The 25865-nt window shown below is 47.1% G+C and carries 22 protein-coding genes; 11 read left to right on the top strand and 11 right to left on the bottom strand.

Annotated elements, in window-relative coordinates:
• The first annotated feature begins 46 nt into the window (after positions 1 to 46).
• Together LQ567_RS15715 and LQ567_RS15710 are read left to right on the top strand one after the other, a co-directional pair.
• A complete protein-coding gene (locus tag LQ567_RS15715) occupies positions 47 to 760 on the top strand; it encodes a LytR/AlgR family response regulator transcription factor (RefSeq protein ID WP_231005656.1) in 714 nt (237 codons plus the stop codon).
• 119 nt (positions 761 to 879) lie between these two features.
• Positions 880 to 1254 (top strand): hypothetical protein, encoded by a 375-nt coding sequence (locus LQ567_RS15710; RefSeq protein WP_231005654.1) that lies wholly within the window; start codon positions 880 to 882, stop codon positions 1252 to 1254.
• 127 nt (positions 1255 to 1381) lie between these two features.
• Here LQ567_RS15710 and mtgA read toward each other — a convergent pair whose 3' ends face one another.
• From mtgA to LQ567_RS15690, 4 genes are all read right to left on the bottom strand, one after another.
• Complete coding sequence (mtgA, locus tag LQ567_RS15705; RefSeq protein ID WP_231005643.1) at positions 1382 to 2074, bottom strand: monofunctional biosynthetic peptidoglycan transglycosylase; 693 nt, start codon at positions 2072 to 2074, stop codon at positions 1382 to 1384.
• 257 nt (positions 2075 to 2331) lie between these two features.
• Positions 2332 to 2952: a LysE family translocator gene (locus LQ567_RS15700; protein ID WP_231005633.1), complete on the bottom strand. Its 621-nt coding sequence runs from the start codon at positions 2950 to 2952 to the stop codon at positions 2332 to 2334.
• A gap of 39 nt (positions 2953 to 2991) precedes the next feature.
• Positions 2992 to 4521: a GH3 family domain-containing protein gene (locus LQ567_RS15695; RefSeq protein WP_231005630.1), complete on the bottom strand. Its 1530-nt coding sequence runs from the start codon at positions 4519 to 4521 to the stop codon at positions 2992 to 2994.
• A gap of 275 nt (positions 4522 to 4796) precedes the next feature.
• Complete coding sequence (locus tag LQ567_RS15690) at positions 4797 to 5945, bottom strand: glycosyltransferase family 2 protein (RefSeq protein WP_231005628.1); 1149 nt, start codon at positions 5943 to 5945, stop codon at positions 4797 to 4799.
• Between the two features lie 182 nt (positions 5946 to 6127).
• Here LQ567_RS15690 and LQ567_RS15685 point away from each other — a divergent pair, with 182 nt between their 5' ends.
• The 8 genes from LQ567_RS15685 (at position 6128) to LQ567_RS15655 (ending at position 16023) form a co-directional block, all read left to right on the top strand.
• Positions 6128 to 6901: an inositol monophosphatase family protein gene (locus LQ567_RS15685; RefSeq protein ID WP_231005626.1), complete on the top strand. Its 774-nt coding sequence runs from the start codon at positions 6128 to 6130 to the stop codon at positions 6899 to 6901.
• Positions 6902 to 6950: 49 nt separating this feature from the next.
• On the top strand, positions 6951 to 7121 hold the full coding sequence (locus LQ567_RS26290) for a four helix bundle protein (protein WP_394800392.1): 171 nt from the start codon (positions 6951 to 6953) through the stop codon (positions 7119 to 7121).
• A 240-nt stretch (positions 7122 to 7361) separates the two neighbouring features.
• Entirely contained in the window at positions 7362 to 8387 is a 1026-nt protein-coding gene (gene thiL, locus LQ567_RS15680; RefSeq protein ID WP_231005624.1) for a thiamine-phosphate kinase, read from the top strand.
• 29 nt (positions 8388 to 8416) lie between these two features.
• Entirely contained in the window at positions 8417 to 9574 is a 1158-nt protein-coding gene (locus tag LQ567_RS15675; protein WP_231005614.1) for a helix-turn-helix domain-containing protein, read from the top strand.
• A 192-nt stretch (positions 9575 to 9766) separates the two neighbouring features.
• Positions 9767 to 12154, top strand: coding sequence for a carboxypeptidase regulatory-like domain-containing protein (locus tag LQ567_RS15670; protein WP_231007324.1), 2388 nt, complete (start codon positions 9767 to 9769; stop codon positions 12152 to 12154).
• Between the two features lie 36 nt (positions 12155 to 12190).
• Positions 12191 to 13249 carry a tetratricopeptide repeat protein gene (locus LQ567_RS15665; protein WP_231005612.1) on the top strand — a complete coding sequence of 353 codons (1059 nt, stop codon included), beginning with the start codon at positions 12191 to 12193 and terminating at the stop codon, positions 13247 to 13249.
• 236 nt (positions 13250 to 13485) lie between these two features.
• Positions 13486 to 14958, top strand: coding sequence for a S41 family peptidase (locus LQ567_RS15660; protein WP_231005611.1), 1473 nt, complete (start codon positions 13486 to 13488; stop codon positions 14956 to 14958).
• A gap of 297 nt (positions 14959 to 15255) precedes the next feature.
• Positions 15256 to 16023: a hypothetical protein gene (locus LQ567_RS15655; protein ID WP_231005590.1), complete on the top strand. Its 768-nt coding sequence runs from the start codon at positions 15256 to 15258 to the stop codon at positions 16021 to 16023.
• 150 nt (positions 16024 to 16173) lie between these two features.
• Here the strand turns inward: LQ567_RS15655 and LQ567_RS15650 are convergent, their stop codons facing one another.
• The 7 genes from LQ567_RS15650 to LQ567_RS15620 form a co-directional block, all read right to left on the bottom strand.
• The gene (locus LQ567_RS15650; protein ID WP_231005589.1) at positions 16174 to 17541 is read right to left on the bottom strand and encodes an alpha-L-fucosidase; all 1368 of its coding nucleotides are present in this window, start codon (positions 17539 to 17541) and stop codon (positions 16174 to 16176) included.
• A gap of 130 nt (positions 17542 to 17671) precedes the next feature.
• Positions 17672 to 18364: a hypothetical protein gene (locus LQ567_RS15645; RefSeq protein WP_231005587.1), complete on the bottom strand. Its 693-nt coding sequence runs from the start codon at positions 18362 to 18364 to the stop codon at positions 17672 to 17674.
• A gap of 2 nt (positions 18365 to 18366) precedes the next feature.
• Positions 18367 to 19059 (bottom strand): hypothetical protein, encoded by a 693-nt coding sequence (locus tag LQ567_RS15640; RefSeq protein ID WP_231005585.1) that lies wholly within the window; start codon positions 19057 to 19059, stop codon positions 18367 to 18369.
• Positions 19060 to 19061: 2 nt separating this feature from the next.
• Entirely contained in the window at positions 19062 to 19769 is a 708-nt protein-coding gene (locus tag LQ567_RS15635; RefSeq protein ID WP_231005583.1) for a hypothetical protein, read from the bottom strand.
• Between the two features lie 13 nt (positions 19770 to 19782).
• On the bottom strand, positions 19783 to 20445 hold the full coding sequence (locus LQ567_RS15630; RefSeq protein WP_231005581.1) for a hypothetical protein: 663 nt from the start codon (positions 20443 to 20445) through the stop codon (positions 19783 to 19785).
• Between the two features lies 1 nt (position 20446).
• Entirely contained in the window at positions 20447 to 20779 is a 333-nt protein-coding gene (locus LQ567_RS15625; RefSeq protein ID WP_231005579.1) for a PadR family transcriptional regulator, read from the bottom strand.
• 119 nt (positions 20780 to 20898) lie between these two features.
• Entirely contained in the window at positions 20899 to 23952 is a 3054-nt protein-coding gene (locus LQ567_RS15620; protein WP_231005570.1) for a sensor histidine kinase, read from the bottom strand.
• 143 nt (positions 23953 to 24095) lie between these two features.
• Here LQ567_RS15620 and LQ567_RS15615 point away from each other — a divergent pair, with 143 nt between their 5' ends.
• Positions 24096 to 25865 carry a histidine kinase gene (locus LQ567_RS15615; RefSeq protein WP_231005568.1) on the top strand — a complete coding sequence of 590 codons (1770 nt, stop codon included), beginning with the start codon at positions 24096 to 24098 and terminating at the stop codon, positions 25863 to 25865.

Below are 25865 nucleotides of genomic sequence, written 5' to 3'. Positions count from 1 at the left end.
CAAATGATAAGTTTTCCGTAATTTTAGGCAACTTTAGACGATATAAATGAACGCGAACGGCCCTCTCATATGCTTATTGGTTGACGATAACAAAGTAGCGCGGGTTATTTTAAAAAAAATTCTTCTTAATGTAAGCAATATCGATGTTATTGGAGAATGCGAAAGCGCACTGGAAGCCAAAAGCTTTTTAGAAGCCAATCATGTAGATATTTTATTTTTAGATGTGGAGATGCCGGAGATGAGCGGCCTGGATCTTTTAAAATTATTACCCAACCGCCCACATACGATCTTAACCACGGCAAAAGAACAATATGCAGTAGAGGCATTTGAACTGAATGTAATGGATTACCTGGTAAAGCCGTTTACATTAACCAGGGTGATGGCCGCTATTGACAAAGTGCAGGAGCTGATCCGGTTTAAGCAGTCGCAGCAATCGGATGCCATTACTCCCAAGCACCTGTTTATAAAAGAAAATAAGGTGATCCGTAAAATAAATGTAGACGATATTTTATGGATGGAGGCAAAGGGTGATTATGTACAGTTTAACCTGCCGGATAAAATGTACATGGTTCACGGAAGCCTTAAGACCATCGAGGATAAATTTTCACCGGATAAGTTTGTGCGGGTTCACCGGAGTTATGTAATTGCGATAGACAAGGTAGAGTATATTGAAAACAGGTTGGTGTATATCAAAAACCAACCCATACCCGTTTCAGAAAGTTATAAAGATGCATTGCTGGCAAAGCTGCACCTTTTATAAAAAACAACCATCATAAACGTTAAGTAATAGCTGTGCATCCGCCCCTGCTGCGGAATATGCCCGTTTTGAAACAGACGCTCTTAAACCATTTTAAATAGATTGACAAAATGCTAGCGACCATGACAGAGCCCATTCTGGATGATACAGAACCCCAGTATAACAATCTGGATTATCTGAGAGAATTGCTGGGTGACGATATTGATGCCGTCAATGATATTGTAACGGAAATAAAGGTTCAGTGGAATGAAGACCGGCTTCGCCTGGAACAGACATTCCGAGAAAATGATATGGCAGAGGCCAGGCGATTGTTGCATCGTATCAAATCTACCTTTTCGCCTTTAGGGGCCGGGCATGTGCTGTACCGGGTAGTGGCCAATGGCGGGGAAGCCTTCCTTAAAAAAAGAGGAATACTGGCCGAGGACCAGGATTACTGGGACACCTTTCTTAAAAGTGTGGACGGCATGGTGCAGGATCTGCAAAACGAAGCAGAATGATACACCGGCTGCTCCTGTTAAAATGCTATCGTAACGCGCGTATCTTTAAACACAATTGAAGAATAGCAGTTGGTTGCTCCAGACCTATAACGATGGGGCCCGCTGCTGAATGCGACGTAACGGTAGGTCACTGACGGATCAGGTTTTGTATATCCCGGTCGGGTTTCAGGAAATTCATTTGCTGCACAATTTTTCTTGCCCTGGAAGAAACATAGGGCGACATGGGTTTTACACTCATTTTTACCGGGTTGGGCAAAATAGCGGCAATGGCCGCCGCTTCATATTGCGTAAGGTTTTTTGCAGGTTTATTAAAATATGTTTGAGACGCCTGTTCAATTCCAAAAATACCGTTGCCCATTTCCGCTACGTTCAGGTATACTTCAAGGATTCTTTTTTTACCCCATATTTTTTCGATCATAAAAGTAAAATAAGTTTCCAGCCCCTTGCGTACCCAGCTTCTGCCCTGCCATAAAAAAACATTTTTTGCGGTTTGCTGGCTGATAGTGCTGGCACCTCTTAACCGGCCCGGCTTTTTCTGGTTGTATTCCATCGCTTTCTGAATACTTTTCCAGTCGAACCCGTTATGATCCGGAAATAATTGATCTTCGGAAGCAATAACCGCCAGGCGTGCATTTTCAGAAACAGAGGCCGACGGCCGGTTTTGTTGGTGAAACCCCCGGCCATCCAGCACACTGCCGATTTGTGTAAAGGTAATGGGCGGATTTACCCATTTAAGCAGCCCGATATAAAGCAGCTGGCCTACGAACAACAGCACAAATAGCCGCTTGCCCCATTTCCATATGCCTTTCAGAATCTTCATTGTGTTAAAACAGATCCGTTATTCATGCGCATCAACAGCGGTTTTGCAGATTTGATAAAAACCTGCACCCGTCTGTACCGGTTTTCCCAATGCATACTATAGCCACCGGGTTGAAAACCGTATCCATGATTAAGCGTCTTTTAATCGTTTAATTTCTTAATGATTTCAAATACAACCTCTTAACAAAAATAGGATTATTTAATCCCTGTTAGATGTTAAATATATAAAAATACCAATGGATGAAAAGCTGCTCCGCTTTAAATAACCAGCCGAATGATGAGCGCAATGCCAAAGCACATCAGTACAAAACCATTAATGCGGTTCAGCAAATGAATATTGCGGGGTGTAAGCCGGGTACGGATCTTATTCGCCAGCATTACTTTTGCAATGTCTGTGGCCAAAACGATCAGCAAGGCCGTTATAAAAATAACGAGGCGTTCATTGATGGTATGTGTAATAAAGGTGGTGGATGCGGTGAGCCAGAAAATAAAAATGCCGGGGTTCAGCGTATTCAGAAAAAATCCTGAAAGGAATAACTGAAGATAATCGCGCTTACGGAAAACGGGTGGCGTTCGTTTAATGCGGTCCCGGATGCGGATCTTTTTAAAAAAGGCATAATAAATGCCCAGTACGATCAGAAAGGTACTACCCACAATACTGATGGCTACCTTGTGTGAACTAAGACTGGTGAAGAATTGTGAAAAGAAATTACTGATAAACGCCAGGGTGGTATCGCTGGTGGACACACCCAGTACAAAAGCAAGTCCGCCCCTGTGCCCAACGTTGATGCTGTGTTTAATGACTGAAAAGAGTACGGGCCCCACTGCAATGCAGAGCAGCAGACCCAGGGTTATTCCTTTGATAAAGGCTTCAATCATAATCGGATAACAATATAGCCGAAGTTTTTAAAAAGGGGATCAAATTTTCCCTGTTTTTAAAAAATTTTCCCAGTCTAAAAGTATTCGGCCTTTCATCACCCGGGGAAATTTATGCTGGCTGCCCAGTTTGCCTTTTAGTTCCATAAACTTCATAAATGTTTCCGGGGGCAATACTTCGATAAACACCTCTTTTAATGCGCTGGTTCGTTCCGTTGCATAATCATCATTGATCTCGCGGAGCTTATTATCTATAAACGCCATCAGGGCTTCATTGTTCACGGTGTCGCTGGTGGCCACATACCAGCGGTGGGCAAAATAGCCTTCGTAGGGAAAGCCGATAACTGTGTATTCCTGTATGCTGATATTAAAATGATCATTTGCATCCTGGATGGCCCGGTTCATATTTTCAACACTCAGGTGTTCTCCCACGAGGCTTAAAAAATGCTTGGTTCGCCCGGTGATGATCACTTCGGCTTTTTCCTTATCCAGGAATTTAATGGTATCGCCGATCAGGTAGCGCCAGCTGCCGGCGTTGGTACTCATCAGCAGGGCATATTCTTTGCCTTCCTCCACCTCATCGATCAGCTTTACTTCCGGACGGTCGATAATTGTGCCTTCCGCATCAAAATTGCAATTGTCAAACGGCACAAATTCAAAAAAAATATTATTATCGGTTACCAGCTGAATACCCCGGTCCTCTTTCATCTTATACCCGATAAAGCCTTCGCTGGATAAATAGTTTTCTACATATACGATGGGTTTACCCAACAGCTTATCGAAGGATTTTTTATAAGGCTCAAAGGCAACACCTCCGTGTACAAAAACGCCAAAATTGGGCCATATTTCATGAATATTTGCCAGTTTATAGCGTTCAATAACCATTTCCATACACATCTGGCACCAGGCGGGCACGCCTACAATATAGCCGATATCCCATTTATGCGCATTGTCTACAATTTCATTCAGCTTCTGGTTCCAGTCGGCAATGGCCGCGATCCGGCCTCCGGGCTTATAAAAGGTTTGAAACCAGAACGGCCGTTTTTTTGCAAGTATACCGCTCAGATCCCCGGCAAACCAGCCGGCTTCTCCTTTTTGAAGGTTGGTGGCTCCGCCAATGATCAGAAAATCTTTTGTGAGGGATTTTTTATTGGCCTGTTTATAGCTAAAAACACTGATGAGCTGTTTGATGTAATTGATGGTGTTGCTTTTCAACAGGTCTGTGGTAACGGGGATGTACTTGCTGGAGGCTTCGGAAGTTCCTGAGCTCAGCGCGTAATATTTGATCTTGCCCGGCCAGGTGATATCGGGTTTTCCCTCCAGCGTTTTTATCCACCATTGATCATAGATCTTATTGTAATCAAAAACGGGAACCAGCTGTTGGAAACCTTTTTCAATATTTTTAGAGAGAAGGATCTCGTCAAACCGGTATTCCTGGCCAAATTCTGTGAATCTTGCCTTTTTTAATAGCTTTTTTAATACTTTCTGTTGCTGTGTTTTTGCATTACGCTTAGGAAGTCGCAGTGCACTGGCAATCGATCGCGGTAATTTAATATCTATTATTGATGCCATATTCTACTAACTACTGTAACCGGTAAAGATACAACTTTGAACGCCGGTCTGCTCATATAAACTAAATTGTACCTCTCGTGTGGAACGCTTTCCGATTTTAACAAACGGGTATCAGCGAAACGCCTGTTCCGCATAGATGTTTCCCCCCGGGTATTTTAACCGGGTTTTAAGGCACAACTGTAATGCGCGGCAACAAGGCCTGCAAGGTAACTATAAAACCGATAGAAACCATACAGTTGTTAGCGGCCTTTTTTTAATACCCTCCCGGAACGGTTTTACTGGTCCTGGCTTCCGGTGATGATACTATTGCCGCTGTAAAAGCTCAGATAGCGATGTGTGCTTTGGCAAACGATGCGGATCAGTTCCGAAAAATGCATGTCCTGTTCGCAAAGGTATACCGGGGTATGCGGATGTGCGTTAAGAAGGGCTACCAGTTGGGGCTCGGAGGGGGCAACAACGGTAATGCCCGGGTCACTGTTGGGAAGCTGCCGGACCAAACCGGCGACGGACGCTTCGGAGCCGATAATGATAACGGATGCATGGTCCTCCGGCGCTTGCTTTTTTCCGGCCCGGATCCGGCCGGATAGATATTTTAAGGAGGCGTGTGCCCAAATGCCCAGGTGCACCAGTAACCGAAGCCCGATGCGCCTGCCGCCCCGGTAATGCTTGTTTACAAAAATACCCATTGCCTGGTAAAAATTTTTAATGTATACCAGGCTGTTCTTTGAGGTGCTTTCTCCTTTAAAATGAATAATGGGTGGGGCAGATAAATAATAGTTCTTATAACCGCCGTTATAAATACGGTAGCTGAGATCGATATCCTCTCCATACATAAAAAAGGCTTCGTCAAAACTTCCTGCTTTTTCGAGCACCTCCCGGGGAATCAGCATAAAGGCCCCGGCCAGCACTTCAATGTACTGGTCTTTTTCATCGTTCAGGTGCCCCATATAGTACCGGTCAAATATTCTGGATCCCGGAAAAAAACGGTGAATGCCGGATAATTTGAAAAAAGCAGCAGAAAAGGATGGGAATCCACGCTTGGATTCTTTCAGAAAACGGCCTTCGCCGTTAAACATCCGGATGCCAACAGCCCCAACGGAGGCATCCCTCTCAAAAACGGCCAGGCTTTTTACCAGCGCGTCCTCCGGCAATAATGTGTCTGGGTTCAGGAACAGCACAAACCGGCCGGTAGCGTTGTGAAGCCCCTGGTTACAGGCACGGCCAAAACCGGCATTTTCCTTATTGGCAATAAACAAAACCTGCGGAAACAACGGCAACAGGTATTCCAGGCTTCCGTCTGTAGAGCAGTTGTCTACAACAATGATCTCCGTTTCCAGGCCTTTTGAAGCACGCAGTACGGATATCAGGCAGTGCTCTAAAAAGTACTTTACGTTGTAGCTGACTATAATAACAGATAGGGTCATTTTTATAAAAGCAGGAGCAGTGTACAAAAATAAATGAATTCGGTTATTGAGGGATTAGGAATTGAGATTTGGGAACCGGGCATGGAGCCATCAGCTTTCAGCCGTTGGATTCTCAAATCTCAAATCTCGATTCTCAATTCTGAAATCTGACCGCTGAAAGCCAAATCGCTATCTTTGTCATCATGTTAGCAACTGTTTTAGAAGAAGCCGTGAGAGCAGGTGCTGCTGAACTGACCCGCTATTTTCAGCAGTCGTTTTCTGTGCAGCATAAAGAAGGCCGTAATAACCTGGTTACCGATGCCGATCATGCATCTGAAAAGGCCATTATCGAAGTGATCCGAAAGTATTACCCGGATCATTTTATATTAACCGAGGAAAGTGGTGAACTGGCACAGGAGTCGGATTATAAGTGGATCATCGATCCGCTGGATGGCACCATTAATTTTGCACATGGGGTGCCCATCAATTGTGTGTCTGTTGGGATAGAATATAAAAAGGAGATCATTTTGGGAATGGTATATAATCCCCATATGAACGAATTGTTCTTTGCGGAAAAAGGCAAGGGCGCCACGCTGAACGGGCAACCAATAAAGGTGAGCACCGAAACAGAAGCCATGCGCTCCTGCCTGGTAACGGGCTTCCCCTATATTTATCTTCAAATGGAGAATGGACCGTTGCAGGTGTTTGAGCGGCTGATTAAAGAAGGGGTGCCCGTACGCCGCCTCGGTGCTGCGGCTATTGACCTCTGCTGGGTAGCCGCCGGCCGCTTTGATGGTTTTTATGAGCATAAACTGGAAGCCTGGGACAGTGCCGCGGGTTTTTTAATAGTGGAAGAGGCCGGTGGCCGGGTTACCGACTTTAACGGAGACCGCTATTCTCCTTATCAGCACCGGATTATTGCCACAAACGGAAGGATACACGAAGAATTGTTGAATATTATTAATGATGTACGATAGTAGATGTAGGATGTACATATCTGCTTAATCATTATGAAACCTATAAAACATGGACGCGGAAGAATTAAAAACCAAAACGAAGCAATTTGCCATTGACGTTGGCCGTTTATCAGAATTATTACCGGAGACCCATGTTAATATAGCGTACAAAAGACAAATTATACGATCCTCTAGTTCAACAGGCGCTAACTACAGGGGCGTCCAGAAGAGCAAAGTCTGATGCCGATCATCTGCATAAGCTGAAAATCGTTGAAGAAGAGTTAGATGAAAGTTTGTTCTTTCTTGAATTGTTGACAGCATTTAATCCTGTATTTAAAGAAAGAATAGATGTTATTTATAAAGAGGAGAGATTTTACTCAGGATCATTGTAGCGACAATTATAACTTTACGCAAAAAGAGAATTTGACATTGTGATGGCGTACAACGTACATCATACCTCGTACATAAAAAAGTAAAAAGTATGTCAGAACGTACAGAATTATCCGAATTGGGTGAATTTGGTCTGATTGATCATTTAACCAAAAACATAGAACTTCAGAATGTGTCGTCCCTGGTAGGTGTGGGCGATGATGCGGCCGTGATCGATCATTTTGGCAAGCAGACCGTGGTAACCACCGACCTGCTGCTGGAAGGGGTTCATTTCGACCTGATGTATACCCCGCTGAAGCACCTCGGCTACAAATCGATTGTGGTAAACCTTAGCGATGTGTATGCGATGAATGCGGTACCAACCCAGGTTACCCTCAGCATTGGTATCAGCAACCGTTTTAGCCTGGAGGCACTCGATGAGTTTTATGAAGGGGTATATGCGGCCTGCACTCATTACGGTGTAGACCTGATTGGGGGAGATACCACCACGTCTCAAAAAGGATTTGTGATTTCGGTTACCGCCCTGGGCGAAGTGGCCCCGGATAAATTTGTAAAACGGAGCACCGCAAAAAAGGGTGACCTGCTTTGTGTAAGCGGGGATCTGGGTGCCGCCTATGTTGGCCTGCTTTTCCTGGAACGGGAACGGAAAATATTCCTCGAAAGCCCGGGTGTACAACCGGATCTGGAAGGTGAAAGCTACGTGATCGGACGGTTGCTGAAACCCGAAGCCCGGAAAGACATTATTGAATTTTTTGCAGAAGCATCGGTAATGCCTACCGCTATGATGGATATCAGCGACGGATTGAGTTCGGAGATTCTGCATATTTGTAAAGACAGCCAGCTGGGCTGCGTATTGTATGAAGATAAAATTCCGGTTGCCGAAGAAACCCGCAACGCGGCATTCAAATTTGAGATCGATCCCACGGCCTGTGCATTGAGCGGGGGCGAAGACTATGAACTGCTGTTTACCGTGGCACAGGATGATTATGAAAAAATTAACGCGAACCCGGCCATCAGCATTATCGGCTATATGACGGAAGCCGGGGACGGAGCGCATATCATTACCAAAGGTGGCGGACGACATGCCATTACCGCCCAGGGCTGGAACCCGATCTGATAACGATCGGATGAAAAATAAACAAAACCATGCTGTACCTTACGGGGATTATTGTATCGGTATACTTATTAATACTACTGATCGCAAAGCCGCAAAAAACCACCGCCGATAAGATCCTTACGGCATGGCAGTTTTTGGCTACCATACACCTGGTATATCTTTATTTATTCGTTACGGATCAGTACAAGGATGTGCCCGGTGTATTGGGATGGGAGTTGCCTTTTCCCTTTATTCATGGCCCCTTCCTGTTTTTATATACCTTATATCTTACCAACCAGCAGCGGCATAAAAACCGTTGGATCTGGCATTTTTTACCATTCCTGGTCGATTATCTTATATGGATACCGGTACTCATCCAGTCGCCGGAGCAAAAGCTGTATACCTATGAGCATGGCGTACCGGGCTATAAAGGGGTCATCATCGGGCAAACCATTGCAACGATTATCTCGGGGGTAGGCTATGTAATTGCATCGCTGGTATTGCTCAAACGCCATCGCCGGAATATTGCCGGACAGTTTTCAAATACGGGAAAGATTACCCTCAACTGGCTGCGTTATTTAATCGGAGGCATCGGGGTGATCTGGTTTTTTGTAACGTTTTACCTGACCGCGCAAACGCTGTATATTTCTGTTTCCCTTTTTATCTTTTTCCTGGGATTTTTTGGAGTGCGGCAGGAAGGTATCTTTAACAGAAGCAGTTCCGGAAACCCGCTGCCGCCGCAATTGCCGGATGAAAGCCCGGTTTTGTTAAAGGAGGTGATGGCGATCCCGGCGGCACAGGCACCGGCCGTTCTTATGAAACATGCAGCCCCCGAAAAAGTAAAATATGAAAAATCGACATTGACCGACGAAGATGCAACGGAAATTCACGGGCGGCTGGTGAAACTGATGCGGGATACACTGTTATTTAAAAATGCCGAACTGACCCTGGGCGATGTGGCCGATCAACTGGATATTCATAGCGGCATCCTCTCGCAGGTGATCAACTCAAAAACAGAGAAAAGCTTTTATGATTACATCAACCACCTGCGCGTGGAAGAATTTAAAAAGATCGTTGCCCTCCCCAACAACCAAAACTATACCCTGTTGTCCCTGGCCTTCGAATGTGGCTTTAACTCCAAATCATCCTTTAACCGGAATTTTAAAAAATTTACCGGGCAGGCGCCATCTGATTATTTGAAAAGCTGACAGGCCGGACATACTAACGTAACTATAATTTCGGGTCAAGAAAGTGCACGGAGCCGCGGGGCTTTAGGAATTCATTAACAAAAAAGGCCGTTTTTAGAGGTGCCACCCTATTTGGTGGGGCGATTTGCGCATGTACGGCGCCCATATTTGCAAAAAATCAATTCTTATCTTTTTAAACTTGTCTTTGTGCAAATGAATCCGGCTGCTATTTGGTGGAGGGCGATCCTGCCCCTTTTTTTCCTGTTTTTTAATCATTCCCTGTTGATGGCGCAAACCACCCAAACCCAATTGGTGCGGGGTCGGGTGCTGGATGATGTGACCCAGTTCCCGATCGGGGGTGCCACGATCGCGGTTTCAGGCACCGGCCAGCCACAGGCGCTGTCTGATAAAGACGGCTATTTTACGCTGCATGTACCCCTGGGCCGTTATAGTTTTGTAGTTACGCATACCGGTTATGAGCCTCGTACGGCGCCTGAAGTACTGGTAACAGCGGGAAAGGAGGCGCAACTGACCCTACTGCTAACAGAAAAGACCACCGTTTTAGACGAAGTGGTGGTGCAAACACGGGGCGGGCGTAATCTCAACAATGAAATGATCGCCGTTAGCGGCACCGTGTTCAACCCGGCAGATACCCGCCGTTTTGCCGGTTCCATCGGCGATCCTGCCCGCATGATCAGCGGGATGGCGGGTGTGGCCAATGCATCAGACGGCCGTAATGATATTGTAGTGCGGGGCAATTCACCCCTGGGACTTTTATGGCAGGTGGAGGGCGTCAATATTGCCAACCCCAATCATTACGGTTCCCTGGTAAGCACCGGCGGTCCGGTAAGTATTTTAAATGCCAACAGCCTGGCAAAATCCGATTTTATAGCCGGCGCTTTTCCGGCACAGTACGGCAATGCCCTGGGTGGTGTATTTGATCTGCGGCTAAGGAACGGGAATTCCGAAAAAACCGAGATGGTCGGGGAGATCGGTTTTGCCGGTTTTGAGGCGGGCATCGAAGGGCCTTTTTCCCGGAAGAGCAAGGCGTCTTACCTGGTGAACTACCGGTATTCGACGGTTGGACTGCTGCAGGCCATCGGTTTTAATGTAGGTACGGGATCCGCCATTCCGCAGTACCAGGATCTAAGTTTTAAGATCCACATCCCGCTGTCGTCAAAAAACACCCTGTCTTTTTGGGGAATGGGCGGCCCCAGCAAAATTGATTTCCTGGGGAACGAAGCCGACACCGTAAATAACAAAAATCTTTACGGCGCCGAAAACACCAATCTCTTCTCCCGGTTTTTTACCGGCATTGCCGGGGTAAGCCTGGAGACGAACTTCAACCGCAACACATTTGGAAAACTGAGCATCGGTATCAACAGAGCCACGGAAAAAGGGCTGGCTGATTCGATCAGTGAACAAACCCGTGAGGCCTTCCGCACCGGAGAAAGCAGGTTCAATACCTCCCGGTATGAGATCGCATATACCCTGGCGCATAAATTCAACGCCAAAAGCAGTCTTCTTTCCGGAGTTACGGCAACCGCTTTTCAGTACCAGCTGTTTGATAAACGGATCTATGGCAATTACGAACGAGCAACCATCCAGATCGATGAAAACACCCATACTGCATTGCTGCAAGCTTTCAGTCAGCTCAAACACCGGTTTACAGAGCAGCTAACGTTAATGGCAGGACTTCATTACCAACAGCTAAGCCTTAACGGATCCCATGCAATAGAGCCCCGTGCATCTCTTCAGTATGACCTGCCGGGCCGGCAAACGATCAGTGCGGCTTATGGAACGCATGCACAAATGCAAAGCCCGGTTGTGTACTTTAAGCGGTCCTATGTTAACGACCTGCCGGTGTATACCAACCGGCAACTGGGCTTTACGCGCAGCCACCAGTGGGTGTTGAGCTATGCCAACCGGCTGGCTTCATCGCTGCAGTTAAAAGCGGAAGCCTATTATCAAAAACTATCACATGTGCCGGTGACCCGTTATCCCTCCGGTTTTTCCATGCTGAATGAGGGCGCGGGTTTTGGTATTATTTTAAAGGACAGCCTGGTTAATAAAGGCACCGGGGCCAACTATGGCCTGGACCTTACCCTGGAAAAGACCTTCAACCGGGATTATTATTTTTTGATCACCGGAAGCCTGTTCCAGTCGAAGTATAAAGGGAGCGACGGCATAGAGCGGAACACCACCTTCAATAATCATTACATTGGAAATATGCTTACGGGTAAGGACTTCCGCCTGGAGGGTGATCAGCATATTTTTTCCGTAAGTCTGCGGATGACGGTTATGGGCGGGCGTTATGCCTCCCCGGTTGATGAACATGCGTCGGCGTCAGGCAGGGGTACCACCTATGATGAAGACAGCAATCCCTATTCCATCAAACAATCGCCTTACTTCCGCACCGATCTTAAGCTTGGAGGCCGCAGGAATTTTAAACGGTCTACCCTGGAAGGCGGCGTTGACCTGCGCAACGTTACCAACCGGCAGAATCTTTTTGTGCAGCTATACGACCGGAAAGCACAAAAGGTAGTGAACCAGTATCAGCCGGGCATCCTCGTAGTGCCTTATTTCCGGTTCACATTTTAACCCGTTTTATTACGCTTATCAATAAACCAACCGAAAATGAAAAAAAGTATCCTTGTGCTGGCCTGCATTATTCTTGCAGGCACGGTGTCCATCCTTTCCTGCAGAAAGAATAAAACCGAAAAATCTGCATTTGATAAACTCTATGAGCGGGTGAACGATCCGCAAAACCATTATTTCTGGGAACAGTTTCATGCCGGGAATATTGAAAATGTGAAGACTGTGATCAGTAAGCTGGAGCAACAGTACCAGGAAGATTCAACCAACCTGATCGCTACGGCGCACCTGGGGTTTGCGCGGTTCTGGCTGTTGTCTGAGGGGATGAGGGGCGGCATTTCACCAGAAGAGATTCCCGGCCATGTGGCTGATGCCCGCAGGTTTTTTGAAAAGGCGTACCAGATGAATCCCAATGACAAACGGGTACTGGGTTTTCTGGCGGATGCAGAAATGGCACATGCGGGAATACTTCAATCCCAGGAACTTCAGCAACAGGGCTATACCAGGGGGTTGGAGTCGATTAATGCCTGGCCGGAGTTTAATAAATTTACGATCGGGATCTCTTTTGCCGGCGCTCCCGTACAGTCGCCGCTTTTTCAGCAGGCACTGGAATGGCAATGGACCACTTTAGAAGATTGTTACACGGCCTCCGTAGACCGCTCAAACCCGGCCATCCAGGAATTCATCAACCGCGACCTTTCCGGTCATAACCTGGGCAGGAAACGGGCATGTTACAATAGCTGGATTGCTCCCCATAATATAGAAGGCTATTTTTTAAATATGGGAGATATGATCGTACGTACCGGCGATGCTGCAACGGCCAAAAAAATATATGCCCTGGCAAAGGCTTCACCCAATTATGATAGCTGGGCGTTTAAGGAAGTACTGGAAAAACGGATCCAGCAGGCTGAGCGGAACACCACCGTGTTTTTAGATCAGACCCAGCAGGGGATCGACAATGTGATCATTGCCAGTTCCGGTTACAACTGCTCGAGCTGTCATAAAATGAGCGCGGCCGACCAGGACCGGTTCAAAAATTACAATTGGGTCAATTATTTTAAAACAAGGGATATCTATTCGGTGAACGGGTTAAAGAACTGATGGCTAGCGGCTGTAAGCGCTATTGCCGCTGACGCGCAGATTTTCTGACACGGTTTTTAGGTGCGGGTCCGTGTGTCAGCGGCATTCATATACCGGATCCGTTCCGCATTTTTGCCGAAACGCCATCCTGCAATACCGGGCAATGGCCATGAAAATTGAACGGCCGCGCATGATATGTAACCTATAAATTGTAGTTTGCAGCCATTGCATCGGTTATTTGTAAAAGCGGCTTTGGCATGAAATGGTGGTTCGTTTTGTTTATGGGCATAATACTGTATTCCTGCAAAACAGGGAAGACGGCCTTTAACCCGTATAAAAAATTCGGCCCGCAGCAACTGCAGTCCGATTACCGGCTTTTCCGGAAGATCCTGGAAGAACGCCATCCTTCTTTATACTGGTACACTCCCAAAGGAGTCATGGACAGTACGTTTGAGGACGGAAGCCGCCAGCTTCAGGATAGCCTCACCGAACAGGAATTCCGTAAGGTACTTACAAAAGTGGCGGCGCAGATCCGTTGCGGACATACTTCTGTAAGGGCATCAAAAAAGTATACGAAATACCTGGATACACTGAAGCGAAAAGACATCTTCCCGGTATATATAAAAACCTGGAATGATACGGTGGTGGTGGCCTATAATATTTTTAAAAACGACAGCAGCCTGGTACGAGGTGCGCTGATCGATTCCGTTGGAGGTAAACCGGTAAAGACCGTGCTGGACAGTCTGCGGAGGTATGTACCTGCAGACGGTGGAAACCGGGTGGCACAGGACCAGCGCCTGAGCACCGGTACCTATTTCGGTGCTCTGTACACCTGGGTTTATGGCTGGCCAAAGGACCTGCGTGTACAGTTCCGCGACAGTACCGGTGTGCCGCGTGAACGCCTGATCCGGCCCTACCGACCGCCTGTTGATACCGGCCGTAAGCAGGGTGCGGTTTCAAAGCGCAAACAGCGGGAGCCCCGCCGCAAACGGCTGCAGGAGGAGCGCTCAATGACGATTGACAGCAGCGGCCGCTTTGCCGTAATGGAACTGAACAGCTTTTCCGAAAAACTGCAGCTGCGGGCTTTTTTCCGGCGTTCTTTCCGGAAACTGCGCCGGAAAAAAATAGCATACCTGGTGGTAGACCTGAGAAGCAACGGCGGCGGAAGGGTCAGCAATTCCAACCTGTTTATGAAATACCTCAGCAACCAGCCGTTCAAACTGGCGGATTCGCTGTATACACCTGCCCGCAGCTCTTCCTACGGTCGCTATATCCGTAACGACGGAGCGTTGAAATGGTTTATTCGGTTGGCCACGCATAAAAAGGCCGATGGCCGGTTTCACTTCACCTGGTATGAAAAGCATTATTTCCGGCCCAAAAAAACCAATCATTATGAAGGTTCGGTATACCTGTTGAGCGGCGGCAATTCCTTTTCGGCCACATCGCTGGTCATGGGTGGTTTAAAGGGGCAGCAACAGATAACCGTGCTGGGCGAACCTACCGGGGGAGGCGCTTATGGCAACAGCGCCCTGTTGATTCCGGATGTAACCCTGCCGGTTACCAACATCCGTTTCCGGCTTCCCCTGTTCCGGATGGTGCGGGATCAGCGCCTTCCCAAAAACGGACAGGGCGTGCAGCCGGATATCCTGGTGCAGCCTACGGTTAAAGACATCCGCCAGGGGCGGGATTATAAGATGGAAAAGGTGCGAGCGCTGATCAACAAGAAGTAATTTGATAGCCGCACGATTTATCCCGTATTGGATCGGGGAAACCCTAAACCCGGCCTTACCGGCTGCAGAAAGACCGCTTGCTTTCTGACCACTCTTTCTGGTTCAATTCAATGATGACGTTGCCGTAATCCTTTGAAAGCGGTTGTTATACCTGGCAAGGGTATTTACGGTTGAACCGTTGTTTTATCCGTTTAAAAGAAAACCTGATCGCCTCCGGCCGGATAAAGTTTTATGCCGGCAATAAGCGTATCAATTTTACAGCGTAATTAATAAAATAACGCTTAAAAATCAGAAATAATGAAAACGGTAATCATGGCTGTATTCCTTTCCGGCTTGCTGGCAGTAAGCTGCACCAAAAAGAAAAATGATATTGTTGCTACACCAGACCCCCCGGCAGGCAGGCGCATAGCACAGATGGTTGAAACATACGCGGATAATACCAAAAAGACAGAAACGTTGACCTACGATGCAAAAGGGCGGCCTGCAGTTTATGCAACAAACAGCCGGAAGGATGTTTTTGATTTCCAGTCCGTGTCCAGGCTATTGGTTACTACATATAAATTACCGGAAAATACGCTGGAAAGAACCATCGAATGTACGCTCAATGATAAAGGAGCCATTACAGAAATGCGCTTTAAAAACACTTCAGATGTGATTACCTACACCTATCAGTATGCCTATAATGCAGAAGGATATACCACATGGGTAAAAGGTTCTGGTTCCTCCAGTGACTGGTATGAAATAGTGCCGGAAATAAAAGACGGAAACTATATACGCGCAAAGGAAACGTTTAGCTATGGGGCCGTTTATGATGATGCGTACACCTATGGATCGGCATCCAATACCCTGTATAAGAGTTATTTTGGTTATTGGCCCGTGGATGGGTTGTTTGGAAAACCATCGAAAAATCTTTTACTGGAAGCAAAAGGATTTAAATCGAATGGCGATCTGAATTCACATGTAAAACGAAACTATACTATTACTGCTGACGGTATGGTTAGTAAATACATCATCAATTATATGTTATCCGGGGAATCCTCAGTGGTTGATATCACGTATGAATAATCGCAGAAAAAGAGCCTGCAAAATCATTCCCATGGAAACGGCAAATCTGGATGAACAGAACGTTCACCCCAACCTCAGGCTTAAATGCCTGAGGTTTTTTATTGTCCGGTATCCGCTTCAGCAGGATAGGGTGCGGTGTGGCACAACGATTTAAAATGCCCCTTCTATTTTATACACCCATGCATACGAACTGGGATTATTGGCCGGTGTAACCTGCGGTGCCTGAATGGTGATACCGCCCGCTGCAGACCGGAAGTTTACGGTTCCCGGAACACCAAGCAACCGGATACGGGATGCTTTCCGAACGCCTTTTACCGTTAAAGCATCCTTCCAGCTGGTGGCAATCGCATAAAGGGTATTTCCCTTTCTGGTAAAACGGATGGTAGAATCTGTTTGTTTGGGCGCAGCAATCCAGGCGGTAGTACCATAAATGGCGTCGCCGTTCACATTTAGCCAATCGCCGATGTCTTTCAACCGCTGCTGCATGATCACCGGTATGGTGCCATCGGCCGCCGGCCCGATGTTGAGCAGCAGGTTGCCCCCGCGCGAAACGATATCAATCAGCATATGCACCAGGCTTTGGCTGCTTTGGTATTGCTCCAGGTTCTCATTGCGGTTAAAACCAAAGGATTCGCCAATGCCCCGGCATTCTTCCCAGGGTTTGTGCAAACCGGCGCTCCCCTTTCCGTATTCGGTTGAATTAAAGGTACCGTAATGTTTATTACCGGTTCCCCAGCGATCATTGGTAACCACGGTGTTTTTTACTGGCGACTCATTGTATAGCCAGTGAATAAAGGAGCGGCTTTTCCATATCGTATCGGAATGATCCCAATCACCGTCGGCCCAGATCACATCCGGCTGATAACGGTTCACCAGGTCCTTTAACTGCGGCAACATATGCTGGTCTACATATTTTGCAATATCTGTTTTATACAACGGATTGTACCATTCATACAGTGAGTAATAAAAGCCCATATGCAAGCCCGCATCTTTTACGGCCTTTGAAAGATCTCCGGCAAGATCCCGGTGCGGACCTGCATCCACGGCGTTCCAGTTCCAGGATTCGCGGCTGGGCCATAGTGCAAAACCATCATGGTGCTTGCTGGTGAGTACCACGTATTGCGCGCCGGCATTCTTGAAGATCTGCGCCCATTTTGCCGGGTCAAACAGCTCCGCTTTGAACAACGGGGCAAAGTCGGGATATTTAAAATTGGGTCCGTAAACCCGGTTCTGGAAATCAACAAATTCTTTATGGATCTTAAGCTTGGTATTGTTCAGCCGTTCCCAGTACCATTCAGCATAATTACTGCCAAAGCCATCTGCATTGGAATTGGTGGCCCAGGCCGGAACGCTGTACAGGCCCCAGTGGATAAAGATCCCAAACTTGGCATCGGTATACCATTGCGGTACCGGCCTCGATTCCAGCGACTCCCAGGTAGGCTGGTATTGCTGGCTGCTGGCTGTAAAAGCAATCAGTATGGCTGTAAGCAGGGTTAATTTTAAACGGATCCTTTTCATACCGGCAAGTTAACGAACCGTTCTTAAATGTGAGAATTTGAAGATCTGGAAATGTAGAACCAATCAATGGTCAATAGATCACCAGGTATCAGAAAAATAACGTGTAACTTGAACCTTAAACGGGAAACAACTATTTCTCAAACGCTAAAGGATATCGCCGGCAGGCATCTAAGTAAATAGCCTTATAGGCATGGTAGCGGGCCATTGTAAATGTGATCGCCAGGGTGCAAAATGCCGCCATTGCCAGGTTAAACCAGGGTGTATGATTGATATCGATTTCAAGACCCTTCACGGCCAGGTTAAAATAGAGGTTGGGCACCTGGAAAAGCCCCACAAAAACGGTAAAGCTGCCCGTATGCTTTAAAGACAATAGTTTTTGGGCCGGGCGTTTAAAACGGAGCTGTACAAAAACGATGGCAGCAATACTGAAAACGAATAGAAAGATACAGTAGGCGCCATATACCAATTCCGCCTGCCTGATGTTGAAAAGGTAAACCGGGGTCATCAGCAGTAAAAAGGCCAGCAGTGAAACCGCTATTTCCGGAAACGTAAAATATGCTTTGAAAAGCCGGGATTCTTTCTGGCGGCAGGCCTTCCGTGCCGCTTCTTCCCGCTGACGGATCACAGTTGAAAAGCCGGAAATACCAAAGGCGCTATATACCTGGTGAAGGGCCTTTTCAAAATCTGTTTTCGGATCGGCGGCCATATCGGTTTCGATGCTTTCTGCAAGATGATCCACCATTTCCTGCCGGAGGTCATAATAATGCACTCCTTTTTTCTGGCAGAACCGATCGAGGTATTGTATCTGTTCGATTGTAAGCATAATCAGGAAGTCTTTTTTATAAATGCAAGGGGGTATTCCTTAGTGGCTTTTGTATACAGATCGTGGGCGGCTTTAAAATTACTGAGCTCAAAGATCAGCCCCGCAACGCCTAATGTTAAAAAGAACGGAACGCTGAACGGAACCGCATCAATTTTTTTGTGGAAGACCGCCAGCAGGATCCGGTATATAAAATAAAAGGATGGCAGCGAAAAAGGACGCCAGCTGAGTGCATATAAGCTGATGAGCGGGAGAACCGGTTTAAACCGGCGCCGCATAAACTTCGGTTGCAGTAAAGGGATCAGCGATGGCATCAGCAGTATACATAATGCATAAATCATCCGGGTATCTGCCGCTGTTATAAAAAGTGTGGGAATAAAAGCGGCCACTAAGAGCGCCGTGCTCAAAAGGATCCGGGGCCATTCAAAATAATGGCGAATGTTTTCCCAGTAAGCCTTTTTACGGGCCTGGGTAAGTACTGCGCGCCGCTCTTCCACCAGGTTGGAAAAGCCGTTTTTTCCAAAGGAATGGTGAACGGCCATCAACGCCGTATCAAAAGACAGTGCAGGGTTTTCGGATATCTTATTTTCAATGCTTGCTGCAAGATGATCCGTCAATTCCATCCGCAGGTCGTAGTAGTGCACGCCTTTTTGTTCACAGAACTGATCGAGGTATTGTATTTGTTCGTGTGTAAGCATATTCAGGAATTATTTTTCATAAATGCAAGGGGATATTCGCGCCTTGCTTTCGCATACATCTTTAGTACTGCCTGATACCGGGCAATGAATATAAATACATAGGGCATTGTTGAGAAAACGATGACGCCACCTGCGAAACGGGGATTGACAAAAATGAAATGATCTCTTCTCAGCAGGTTATATCCGTTTATTAATAATGCGGCCAGGAGCCCGATATTGCGGAGCAGCGATTTTTGTTTGACGCCCGATAGCAAAAGCAGGGGCATCTTCGAACCGCCAGGTTGGATCAGTATCGCGGATACGGTCAATAAGCAGATAAAAGCAGTGAACGAAACATATACCCGGAATAAGTAAAGCACCGCTTTTTCACTGGAATAAATAAACGGAAGAAAAAGCAGGCCCGCTATTAAAAGCGTCAGGATAATCTTAGGAGGTGTAAAAAAAGACCAGAAATAGCTGCGGTGGCTCCGGGTATAGGCATCCTGTGTGCTTTCGGTCTTCGCTGCTACAATGGAACGAAAACCGTTTTCTCCAAATGATTCAAAAACACGCTGCACCAGTAACGGGAAACCGGTATCGGCCTGCTGTTGCATTTCCGCCTCTATTTCCGTGGCCAGGTGATCCACGATCTCCATCCGCAGGTCGTAGTACCGCACGCCTTTTTTTTCGCAGAACTGATCAAGGAATGTTATTTGTTCGTTTGTAAGCATCTGGGGTTATCGATTAAAACAAAAAAGGATAATTGTTTTTGGCCGCCAGGTAATCTTGTTCTTTTAAATGCTGTTGCGCCATCTGGGCGGATGTGGCAAAGAGCATAAAGAAGGGCAATAGGGCAAGCGTAACAGGATGAACCTGGGTTTCCGTATTTATTTTCAACATGTATTTGCCTATAATATAGGTCTGGTACAATACCGGCAAAAGTGTTATAAACCATGATGGATGCGAAAAGGTATTCAGCTTTTTGCAGGGTGCGGGATGCCGTTTCCGAAAGGCGAGCAGCATCCGGCCATTAAATACCATCCATAGTACAAAATACAGTGCTCCTGTGAGCAGGGCCGGCCGGGATGGCAGGTAATACAAGGGTAACGCCATTGCCAGGTAAATAAGCAGGAATTTCAGGATCCTTTGTTTGGTAAAGTACTGCCATTCCTTTCTGGGATCATAATTGGAACCTGCTGCCTCATTCAGCAGCACGAGTTCCTTTTTAGAAAACCGGGCCACCGTTTCATCAAAAGCTACTTCAAACGGTAATGAAGGGTTGCTGTTCATTTTTTGTTCCATGATCTCGGAAACATGATCTATCAGCTCCTGTCGTACATCATAATATTGTACGCCGTTTTCATTAAAAAAAGCATCTATTTTCTGTATCTGCTCCTTGTTCAGCATCTCAGGCCAGTTTGGGGTTAAAGATGAGCTGCAGGGTATTTTTAAAGGACTCCAGTTCAATCATCGACCTGGCCTGTTCTTTTTTGCCCGATGCCGTCAGCGAATAATATTTGCGTACCCGGTTTCCAAGGTTCTCCATTTCCACTTCGAGGATGCCTTCCGCTTCCAGCCGGTGCAGGAGGGGATAAAGGGCGCCTTCGGTGATCTTTAACTCACCTGCAGTAAGCTCTTTTACTTTCTGGGTGATCTCATACCCGTACATCCGTCCGTTTTCTTTCAGCAGCTTTAGCAGGATGGGCTCGAGGCAGCCTTTATATAAATTGGATTTGTTCACAGTAATGGATTTCTTGCATAAAGATACATAAGAAATCGATACATAAGTATTTTATGTATCTGTTTTTTTAGATGAGGGCTGATGGCTGTGTTGGACTTCCGGCTGCTTTTTTTGATGTATTAAAAAGCGGTTGACAGGGCCAGCAGCATTTCCACGCGGGTGCCGGCTGCCAGGCCCTGCTCATCGTTAAGGTCCGTTATCTGCACCGGCTTAAATACCTGGTGTTCGCTATTGAAGGATTCGATCCGTTTAAGCGTAATATCCATTCCGTGCGATTTACGGTTAAAGTTGAGTTGTTCCCTGTTTTTCCGGGCGGCGGCCCTCCCGATCCCGTTATCCTCAATCATCACCAACAGCATTCCCTGCATTTCAGAAATTTCGATCCTGAGCTGCCCTGTGTGCGGAGCAGGCAGCAATCCATGAAGAATGGCATTTTCTACAAAGGGCTGTATGATCATTGAGGGTATTTCAACGGTGTCGGTATCTACATTCCGTACGTCAATGGTATAGGAAAAACGCTGGTCAAACCGCAGTTGCTCCAGTGCCACATATATTTTTATAACTTCCAGTTCATCTTTCAGGGCTATTTTCTTTGCCCGGGAATGATCGAGCGTTAACCGCACCAGGCGCGAAAATTTACTGATGTACTGGTTGGCCTGGAGCCGGTCGTTGGTATTGATAAACGAATTAATGGTATTTAATGAATTGAAAATAAAATGCGGGTTCATCTGCGTACGCAGGGCTTTATGCTCCAGTTCGTTTAACCGTATTTCAAAATCACGCCGCAGGCGGCTTTCATTTTTTATTTGTGTAATACGCCATTTATACAATGCGAAGATGATTAAAAATGCAGCGGATAAAACCAGCAAACGAAATTGCCAGGTTGTCCAGAAGGCAGGAGTTATGGAAAACTGCACCGGGTTGGCTGCAGCAAACCAATGTTTACCGTTTACTGATGCTTCTGCCAGGAACTGGTAGTTGCCGGCCGGAAGGTTGGTATATCTTGCCTGCCGCTCTTTAAACGCATTAATATATGCCGTATCAAATCCTTTTAGCCGGTAGCGGTATCTGACGGCGTTGCCGTTCCGGTAATCTACGGTGAGGTAATGAAACACCAGGTTGTTTTGCTGGTGGTTAAAAACCAGGGGCCGGCTGCTGTTGAGCGTACCCCATACCTGGTTGCCCGCCTGCAAACGGGTGATGTATACATGGGGCGTATAGGATTTTCTTTTAAGGCCCGACGGATAAAAATGATTGAATCCCGTTTGGGTACCGATGAATACTTCTCCGTCTGGTGCCAGGTAATAGGATGATACACGGTGATTGCTTTGTATGAGCCCGTCATTTTCATCAAAAACGGTGAGCGCTCCTGTTTGGGGGGTATAACAGGCCAGCCCCCGGTTGCCGATGATCCATATATTGCCTTCGAGATCCTTTAAAAGACCGATCACATAAGATGTTTCGAGCCCCGAACGTTTATCGATCGTTGTTTTTATTTGCCGTGTTTGCGGATCAATGATATAAACACCATAAAAGCCGCAGGCATAAATCATCCCGTTGGCGTCCTGCTCCACGGCGAAGATATTATTGTCTTTTTGCGAACCCGGTGGCCGGATGGTATATAAACGGTCTTTTTGCCGGTCGTAATAACTCAATCCCCGGCCCTGCGCAAACCACCAGTTGTCTGAGCGGTCTGCAAAGAAATGCGTGGTGTAACCGTTCACGATCTGTTTGAGTGTTGGGTGGGTGGAAAAGGTCTGGAGCCGGCCGGTGAGCGGGTTAAGCATATAAAACTGGGCACCGGTTGCCACCAGGAAATTACCGTTTTTATCGGATGTGATCCTGTGAAACTCCGTACTGAGGTCTTCGCTGCGGAGCAGGTCGGAAAACCTCGTTTTTTCAATAGCTCCACCGGGGAGCATTCTTCCGAGTCCTGAGCCAAAGGCTCCGATCCACAACCGGTTCTTCTCGTCCGGAATTACTGCCCGCAGCGTGCGGGTCATTAAGGGGCCGGCGCCCTTATCATAGTAGGGATAAATGGTGCTGGTTGCGTTTTCCCGGTTCCATTTAATCAGGTATCCGTTCGTGCCGATCCACATTTGTCCCCCGGGATCCTGGTAAAAACAGTTCACCACATCTTTATACTTTTTTCCCTGGCGGTCAGAAAAAGACAATACGGATGCCATCGCCGGCGGATCAAGGCTGCTATAGGAAACCCCGTTGCTGTGCAGGGCAAGTATTCCTGTGCGGGTGATCATTACCCGGCGGATAAAATTACCCTGAACAGACGCTGGATCATCGGGGTTATTGATATAATGTACCGCCGTTTTTTTCCGGACATTTAAAATGTACAATCCGTGATAGCGTGTGCCCATGGCGTATTCATCGGCGTTGATCTTGGCTATTTCACTGCCATACCCCGTGATCTTTTCTCCCTGCTGTGTACGCCAGTTGTTGACAAGTGCTGTTTTCCCGGACCGGATATTCATCAACACCACGGTATCTCTTGCCAGGCTGCAGGCCAGCCATTCGTCGTTGTTTACCCGGCACAAGCTCCATGCATTGTGGTACGGAAAAGTGCGGATGACCAATTCTTTTGAAACATCCACCATCAGCGTTTCTCCGCGTACGCCCAGCAGCCAGGTATCTTTTTCCACATTGCTGACGGAAAGCACCTCTTTATAGGGTTTAAGGATCGCCGACAATTTGTTCAATGAACGTATCCGGCCGTCTTTCTGTACAAGGAAAGCACTGTCCCAGGTAAGCAAAAGCAGTCCCGATGTGCTTTCCCGTATAATCGTTACTTTTTCAAGGGGTAGTTTATCCGGATTGGGGAGGGTAGCAAAAACAGGGGCATTTTCGCTTTTGTATTGCACGCCTGCCGGAGTTGCAATCCACAAAGTGCCGCGGCTGTCGCAATAAATGGCTTTGATGCGGCTGTTACCCATGCCGCTTTTATTGTAAGACGTATAGCTGTCAACGTGTACCCCGTCAAAAACATTCACCCCCTCGTCGGTTGCCACGCACAAACGTCCGAGGCGATCTTCGCAAAACTGGATTCCCTGGTCGCTAAGCAACCCGTTTGTACTATTCAGGTGTCTGAAACTAAGTGTTTGTGCCGTCAGGCGGATCTGAGAAGTACAACAAAGCAGTATAAAGATGATGAGGCGCACTTTGTTATAAAGAGGGTGTAAAGTTAATTCATCAGTTCCGGTTGATCAAAAAACGCGGGCCGGTTTTGTTAACCCATATACCTGTTTTGTTAAGTCAAATGCCGTCCTGGTTATATTTGATGCATCTTTACAAAAAACAAGGAATGTTCATTTCCTGTATCAAACGGTTATCAGCGGGTTTATGGCTCATCCTTTTCACCGGAAGCGCTCTGTGTGCACAAACAAAGGCGGATTCCTGGACGCGGGTATCGGAGCAGGGCAAGGGATCGATTACGGTTCTTTGGGATGAGATAGAGCCGTTTATTTACCGGGCAAAAGACGGAAAACTGATCGGCGTGGAATACGAGCTGATGGAAGGGCTCAAAGCCTTTTTAAAGAAACATTACCAGGTGCAGCTCGAGATCAATTGGAAAGAGATCAGCGATTTTGAAAAAATTTATCCGCTTGTGAGAGATGCGGACCAGCCGGGGGTTTTTGCGGTTTCCTATTATTCGATAACAGAAGACCGTAAAAAGGATGTGCGCTTTTCCCCGCCCTATATGCCGGACCTGAACGTGCTTGTAACCAATAACCAGGTACCTGTATTCGAAAGCAGGGAAGACTTTCGGGCGCAGGTACGGTCATTGCGCGGGTATACGCAGCGGGGCACTACTATGGAAACCGACCTCCGGCAGCTACAGGCGCAGTATTTTCCCGCGCTGCCGGTTGCCTATGATACAGATGATTATGCTATTTTGAAGCAGGTATCACAAACCCCGCAATCGATGGCGTATGTACCTGTAACCATTTATGTAGTGGCACTGCAAAGAGGCTATAAGATCAAGCGACAGCGGTTGTTTGACATACATCGTGAGGGATTTGCGGCCATATATTCCAAGCATAGCGATTGGGAAACCCCGGTTACCGCTTATTTTAACTCCCAGGAATGCAAAACCCTGGTTGCATCACTGATCCGGAAATACCTGGGGGAAGAAGTGGCGGCCATCATCCTGGGTGTTTCGGAGGCCGGGAACTACAACGGCAATTCGGATGATATCAGCTTACTGACCAAGGAACGTGAAATTGTAACCCACCGGCTGATGGATGCCGCGGTGGAGCTGGAACGGCAGCAGTCGTACCGGAACAGGATGTTATTGTTACTGGGTTGTTCGGTGGTATTTATACTGCTGTTGTATACAAGGTTCCGTACAAAGCAGCGGCTCAACAGCGTGTTGAAACAACGCAATCAGCTGATCAGTACACAAAATGCACAGATCGACCAGATGAACCGCAGGCTGCAGCTGAAAGTATTGCAGACCCGTATGAATCCGCATTTTTTGTTTAACTCCCTGAATGCGATCCAGTATTTTGTTGTTGAAGGAGACAAACGGCTGACGCTTCAGTACATCAAGCGCTTTTCCGGTTTTTTAAGAAAGCTGATCCAGTTTGGCGATGAAACGGTTGTTGCGGTGGCTGATGAAATAGCCCTGCTGAAAGCATATCTATGGCTGGAACAAAGCCGCTTCCCGGATCTCTTGGAATATGAAGTGGCGGAAACAGATACCGCCACCGGTCAGCAGGTACTTCCGCTTCTTACGCATGCCATTGTGGAAAAACAGCTGTATAAACGGCTCCTTAACCAGGGCGTACCGGGCAAACTTTATGTGCAGTTTCATCCCGGAGCGGATGTGCTTACCGTAGTGATAACCGTAGCCGTAACGGGTACGGCATTGCCGGAAGCCTATGTGAATGATGCCGGCGTACAAAAAGAGAACGCGTTATTAGAAGAGCGGATCCGGCTTTTTAACAAGCATAGCAAGCGCAAAATATCCGTGACCACGGAGGAACAGGGCTCCGTTAGTACCACCACTATCAAAGTGCCGCAGCCGTTGTTTGAGCCCGTAACGGATGCGCATCCTTTTCATAAAACCTAA

The sequence above is a fragment of the Niabella pedocola genome (assembly GCF_021044425.1).
Classification (GTDB): Bacteria; Bacteroidota; Bacteroidia; order Chitinophagales; family Chitinophagaceae; genus Niabella; species Niabella pedocola.
Note: the sequence above shows the minus strand (reverse complement) of the source record. Positions and strands in the feature narration are given on the sequence as shown.

Excerpts from the sequence above, each read along its gene's own strand:
- LQ567_RS15715 (WP_231005656.1), top strand. The coding sequence starts at position 47 with ATGAACGCGAACGGCCCTCTCATATGCTTATTGGTTGACGATAACAAA.
- LQ567_RS15710 (WP_231005654.1), top strand. The coding sequence starts at position 880 with ATGACAGAGCCCATTCTGGATGATACAGAACCCCAGTATAACAATCTG.
- mtgA (WP_231005643.1), bottom strand. The coding sequence starts at position 2,074 with ATGAAGATTCTGAAAGGCATATGGAAATGGGGCAAGCGGCTATTTGTG.
- LQ567_RS15700 (WP_231005633.1), bottom strand. The coding sequence starts at position 2,952 with ATGATTGAAGCCTTTATCAAAGGAATAACCCTGGGTCTGCTGCTCTGC.
- LQ567_RS15695 (WP_231005630.1), bottom strand. The coding sequence starts at position 4,521 with ATGGCATCAATAATAGATATTAAATTACCGCGATCGATTGCCAGTGCA.
- LQ567_RS15690 (WP_231005628.1), bottom strand. The coding sequence starts at position 5,945 with ATGACCCTATCTGTTATTATAGTCAGCTACAACGTAAAGTACTTTTTA.
- LQ567_RS15685 (WP_231005626.1), top strand. The coding sequence starts at position 6,128 with ATGTTAGCAACTGTTTTAGAAGAAGCCGTGAGAGCAGGTGCTGCTGAA.
- LQ567_RS26290 (WP_394800392.1), top strand. The coding sequence starts at position 6,951 with ATGGACGCGGAAGAATTAAAAACCAAAACGAAGCAATTTGCCATTGAC.
- thiL (WP_231005624.1), top strand. The coding sequence starts at position 7,362 with ATGTCAGAACGTACAGAATTATCCGAATTGGGTGAATTTGGTCTGATT.
- LQ567_RS15675 (WP_231005614.1), top strand. The coding sequence starts at position 8,417 with ATGCTGTACCTTACGGGGATTATTGTATCGGTATACTTATTAATACTA.
- LQ567_RS15670 (WP_231007324.1), top strand. The coding sequence starts at position 9,767 with ATGAATCCGGCTGCTATTTGGTGGAGGGCGATCCTGCCCCTTTTTTTC.
- LQ567_RS15665 (WP_231005612.1), top strand. The coding sequence starts at position 12,191 with ATGAAAAAAAGTATCCTTGTGCTGGCCTGCATTATTCTTGCAGGCACG.
- LQ567_RS15660 (WP_231005611.1), top strand. The coding sequence starts at position 13,486 with ATGAAATGGTGGTTCGTTTTGTTTATGGGCATAATACTGTATTCCTGC.
- LQ567_RS15655 (WP_231005590.1), top strand. The coding sequence starts at position 15,256 with ATGAAAACGGTAATCATGGCTGTATTCCTTTCCGGCTTGCTGGCAGTA.
- LQ567_RS15650 (WP_231005589.1), bottom strand. The coding sequence starts at position 17,541 with ATGAAAAGGATCCGTTTAAAATTAACCCTGCTTACAGCCATACTGATT.
- LQ567_RS15645 (WP_231005587.1), bottom strand. The coding sequence starts at position 18,364 with ATGCTTACAATCGAACAGATACAATACCTCGATCGGTTCTGCCAGAAA.
- LQ567_RS15640 (WP_231005585.1), bottom strand. The coding sequence starts at position 19,059 with ATGCTTACACACGAACAAATACAATACCTCGATCAGTTCTGTGAACAA.
- LQ567_RS15635 (WP_231005583.1), bottom strand. The coding sequence starts at position 19,769 with ATGCTTACAAACGAACAAATAACATTCCTTGATCAGTTCTGCGAAAAA.
- LQ567_RS15630 (WP_231005581.1), bottom strand. The coding sequence starts at position 20,445 with ATGCTGAACAAGGAGCAGATACAGAAAATAGATGCTTTTTTTAATGAA.
- LQ567_RS15615 (WP_231005568.1), top strand. The coding sequence starts at position 24,096 with ATGTTCATTTCCTGTATCAAACGGTTATCAGCGGGTTTATGGCTCATC.